Genomic DNA, 4,795 nt, shown 5'->3' on the forward strand with positions numbered 1-4,795 from the left:
CACATAAAAAAGGGTTGCTTGTGATGGGCCCCGATTGCGGAACAGGAATTATTAGTAATGTTCCGTTAGCTTTTACTAATGTGGTTCGCTCGGGCAATATTGGATTAGTGGGTGCTTCTGGTACTGGAATTCAAGAAGTTACCAGTATGATTGAACGCCTTGGTGGTGGAGTCACGCATGCAATCGGAACCGGCGGTCGAGATTTATCGGATAGTGTAGGTGCGATAACCATGGAGGATGCGATTGCTGGCCTTGCCCATCATGATCCAACTGAAGTGATAGGCATTATTTCCAAGCCACCGGCAAAAGAAGTTCGTGATGATGTGGTTAGTTTACTTCATAGCATTGATAAACCAGTGGTTGCAATTTTCTTAGGTGAAAAACCAGATCATCATGAAGATTCGGTATATTTGGCTCATACATTGGAAGAAACAGCAAAAATTGCAATGGATTTAGCCGATAATAAACCCGTTAAAGATAATTATTATTCTAAAAAACCACTTGCAGATGCAGATCCTAAGCTTGAAGGAAAGCATATTATTGGCTTGTATTCTGGTGGAACACTTGCGTATGAAGCTGGAATGTTGGTTTCTGAAGCATTAAATCTGGGTGGTATTATTTCCGAAGATGGTTATGTTCTTAAAGCAAAAGGCAATGAGGTATTAGATCTTGGTGATGATATTTACACTCAAGGACGTCCACATCCAATGATCGATCCACGAATTCGGATTGAAAAAATTAGTGAGTATGCTAATGATCCTAAGACTGGCGTTATTCTTTTGGATGATGTTCTTGGATATGGTACCGATGATACAATGGCTGAAAGCCTTGCAGATGCTGTTAATAACGTTTCTAGAAAACATCCACGTATTAAGTTTGTTGCAACAGTTGTTGGAACAAGAGATGATCCCCAAGATTATGATGCTGCAAGAAAAACGTTACAAGATGCGGGTATCATTATTCTTGATAGCAATGCACAAGCTGTTAGGTATGCACTTAACTTAATTGGTAAAGATTTAAATGAACCCGATAAAAAGGTTGTTAACTATACAGGTGGAACACGTGAAGTGCCAACTCCAAGTGAATCCGTTCTTGATCTATTGTACACAAAGCCACGAGTAGTTAACGTTGGACTTTCAGAGTTCTTAGATCCAGTTATTAAGTTTGGTGGTACTGGTGTTCAATTCGACTGGAAACCAGTTGCTGGTGGAAATCCGAAGCTGATTAAAATTATTAAAAAAGTTAAGGCTCTTCAAAATCGAGATCAAGAAAACGCAAAGATTGTTGATGCATATAAGAAAGCCGTTCCATTTTTGGTAGACGTTGTTCCTGCAGGAACAGTTATTTCAGAGCTTAAGGGACATACATTACTTCATGCCGGTCCTCCAATTGAATATAATGAAATGACAGAACCTATGCAGGGTGGTTGTATTGGCGCAATCCTTTTTGAAGGCTGGGCTGATAATGAGGATGATGCACGTCAAATGCTTGAAAGTGGGGATGTTAAATTCCTTTGCAATCATGATGTTAACGCAGTTGGCCCAATGGGAGGCATTACGTCGGCTCATATGGCGGTACTAGTGATTAAAAATGCACTTAAGGGCAATGACGCGTACTGCACAATGAACGAAGGTATTGGAAAGGTACTTCGGTTTGGTGCTTATTCTGAAGAAGTAATAACTCGTTTAAAGTGGATGGCAAATGTGTTGGCTCCAACATTAAGCGCTGCACTCAAGAAACTTGATGGTGGTCTAAATGTTAATGTTATGATGGCTAAAGCAATTACTATGGGTGATGAATTCCATCAACGTAACATCGCCGCTACATTAGTATTCCTCAAAGAAGTGGCACCGTTGATTGTTTCGCTTAATATTAGCGAAAAGGATAAGCAAGATGTTATTCAATTCTTGGCAGATACTGATCAATTCTTCTTGAGCATTATGATGGCAACAGGAAAGTCAATGGTTGATGCCGCAAGAACTTATAAGCATGGAACAGTTGTTACAACAATGACTCGAAATGGTAAAGACTTTAGTATTCGAATCAGTGGTTTAGGTGATCAGTGGTTCACAGCACCGGTTAATACACCGCAAGGACTGTTCTTTACTGGTTTTTCTCAAAAAGATGCTAATCCAGATATTGGTGATAGCGCAATTGCTGAAACTGTTGGATTTGGCGGAATGGCTATGATCGCTGCTCCTGGTGTAACACGATTTGTTGATGCAGGCGGTTTTAAGGACGCACAAAAGATTAGCAATGAAATGGCTAAGATTACGCTTGATCGAAACCCTAACTTTACGATTCCAACTTGGGATTACCAAGGAACAGCTATCGGGATCGATATTGTAAAAGTTGTTGAAACTGGGATTACACCAATTATTAATACTGGAATTGCAAGTAAAGTTGCAGGTGTTGGTCAAGTAGGCGCTGGTACTGTCCATGCTCCGCTAGCTTGTTTCGAGAAGGCCTTAATTGCTTATGCCAACAATATGGGACTGCTAGAAGACGATGATGCAACGTTATTAGAAAAAGAATTAGTTAAGGAATAAGTGATGTTTATGAGCCTTAATCGTAATCAAACAAATGGAGAGAAGAGCAATATGCTCCCTCTCCATTTGTTTAATAAAGACCATGGAATTATCAATACCATGTTTCAGCATAGTTTTAATATTGATTTCCCAGACCTACTTTTTCACGTCGGAAATGAATCTGATTCACTTTCTTGTACGGGGATTACTCTGGAAGATGATGTAGTGGATGAATTATTAAAATATATTGATGTAAATGATCCTGTGTCTTTTATTAAAGGAAAGTTGTACATTTATACAAAGAAAGAAATAAGAACGATTGATTTAGCACCTTTAAAAACTGTTGATTTAAGAATTCCACAAATCAAGCTAGATTTAGATTTCCTAAAAAAGATTATTGAGAAATTTAGTATTATTGACTTTCAGAATGATTGGGGACTAAGTGATGAATATTCTCCAAATAAGGTTATTGAAATGCTCAATGAAAGTCGTGATCCAGAGCAAATTATGAAAACCTTGAAGTTTCTTTATGGACGTGGACGAGGTCTTACCCCAAGCGGTGATGATATTATCGTTGGTTTTGTAAGCATCCTTAGCGCTTTTGGATTTAAACAGTTAACCTTATGGAAAGAGCAAGTGGGAATCATCTTAGAAAGTCGTGCAACGACTGATGTTTCTGAATCATATATTCAGGCAGTCTTGGAAAATTATACTTCAAAGAAAATGGTTCAATTCTTGAAAGTTATTCGAGATAAGGATGAGGAGCAGTTGGCTTCTTCAATTTTGGATATTCAGAATTTTGGCCATACTTCAGGAACGGATACTCTACTGGGAATGTATGCAGCTTTTATATTATTGAAGAGTAAATCTATCCACTGAAGATAAAAAAATATATTCGAGTTATACTCAGCTACCGGTGTTTTTGAAGAATATGTATGTGAGAATATGTATGTAAGCGTTATCATATGATAAATTGTTGTTGCCAATAGAGTTAATCATTTGAGGTGAATATAATGATGGACATTTTGTTGAAGCAAGTACGGTTGAATGATAATCAGTCATTAAAGGATATTGCGATTTCTGATGGAAAAATTCAGAAGATTGCTGATGAAATTAATAATCCAGCAAATCAAATTATTCAGGGCAATGGACATGTTTTAATACCTGGTTTGGTTGAGTCACATATTCATTTGGATAAAGCATTGATTTCTAATCGAGTTCATAATCAGTCTGGAACTTTAAAGGAAGCTATTCAGGTTACTGCTGAAGCTAAGCCAACCTTTACAGAAGATGATATTTATCAACGAGCTAAAAGAGCACTTGAAATGGAAATTGAGCACGGAGTGACCAATATGAGAACCCATGCTGAATTTTCTCCTGAAACCGGTTTTGTCGGCTTTAAAACTATCCTTAGACTTAAGGAAGAATTTAAAGACATGATTGACATGCAAGTTGTTGCGTTTCCCCAGGACGGTATTTTTAAACTTCCGGGGATGACTGAGATGATGGATGAAGCTATGAAAATGGGGGCTGATGTTGTCGGTGGTATTCCTTACGTGGATCCGGATCCAAAACAACATATTGATTTCTTATTTGATTTAGCAAAGAAGTATGATAAAGATATTGATTTTCACCAAGATTTCTTTGATGATGCAGATAATATTTCTATCGAGTATCTAGCACGTAAGACGATCGAAGAGGGATATCAAGGAAGAGTGACAGTTGGACATGAAACTGCATTGGCTGCGTTACCGCTTGAAAAGCTAAATCCAATTATCGATTTATTACATGAAGCTCAAATTAATGTTATTTCACTACCAGAAACCGATCTGCATTTAGGCGGACGAACAGATACTTATAATGTTCGTCGGTGTGTCACACCTATTCGTAGATTGCGAAAGGGTGGGGTAAATGTTGCGCTTTCTACTAATAATATCCGAAATCCATTTACCCCCTTTGGTAATGGTGATATTATGCAGGTTGGTTTTTTAGCCGTACCTGCAGCACATCTGGGTGGCTTAGCAGATTTACCATCAGTGTTGGATATGCTGACGGTGGATCCGGCGAAAATTTTGAAGTTGGACCATTATGGAATAAAAGAAGGCAATATTGCAAATCTGGTTCTTCTTGATACCAAACGAAAAGCTGATGCAGTTATTGATATTCCAGAGCGACTTTATGTTATTAAAGATGGTAGAGTCACAGTTAAAACCGAGAAAAAAGTTTCAACTTATCGTAAAAATAAGGAAAAAATAAACGTTTAGATT

3 protein-coding genes are annotated in these 4,795 nt (G+C 37.9%); all 3 read left to right on the top strand.

Going from position 1 to position 4,795, the window contains the following annotated elements; translation table 11 throughout:
* The coding region (locus tag HMPREF0519_RS13215; protein ID WP_003634295.1) for a bifunctional FdrA/YlbE family protein at positions 1–2,549 on the top strand (2,549 nt) is incomplete at its 5' end.
* Between the two features lie 9 nt (positions 2,550–2,558).
* Positions 2,559–3,407, top strand: coding sequence for an oxamate carbamoyltransferase subunit AllH family protein (locus HMPREF0519_RS02330; RefSeq protein ID WP_225429105.1), 849 nt, complete (start codon positions 2,559–2,561; stop codon positions 3,405–3,407).
* A 137-nt stretch (positions 3,408–3,544) separates the two neighbouring features.
* Positions 3,545–4,792 carry an amidohydrolase family protein gene (locus HMPREF0519_RS02335; protein ID WP_040472681.1) on the top strand — a complete coding sequence of 416 codons (1,248 nt, stop codon included), beginning with the start codon at positions 3,545–3,547 and terminating at the stop codon, positions 4,790–4,792.
* The last annotated feature ends 3 nt before the right edge of the window (positions 4,793–4,795 follow it).

It is taken from the genome of Lentilactobacillus hilgardii DSM 20176 = ATCC 8290, from assembly GCF_000159315.1.
GTDB classification, from domain to species: Bacteria; Bacillota; Bacilli; order Lactobacillales; family Lactobacillaceae; genus Lentilactobacillus; species Lentilactobacillus hilgardii.

Bases quoted from the DNA above. Each gene is read 5' to 3' on its own strand.
- HMPREF0519_RS02330 (WP_225429105.1), top strand. From the start codon at position 2,559: ATGAGCCTTAATCGTAATCAAACAAATGGAGAGAAGAGCAATATGCTC.
- HMPREF0519_RS02335 (WP_040472681.1), top strand. From the start codon at position 3,545: ATGGACATTTTGTTGAAGCAAGTACGGTTGAATGATAATCAGTCATTA.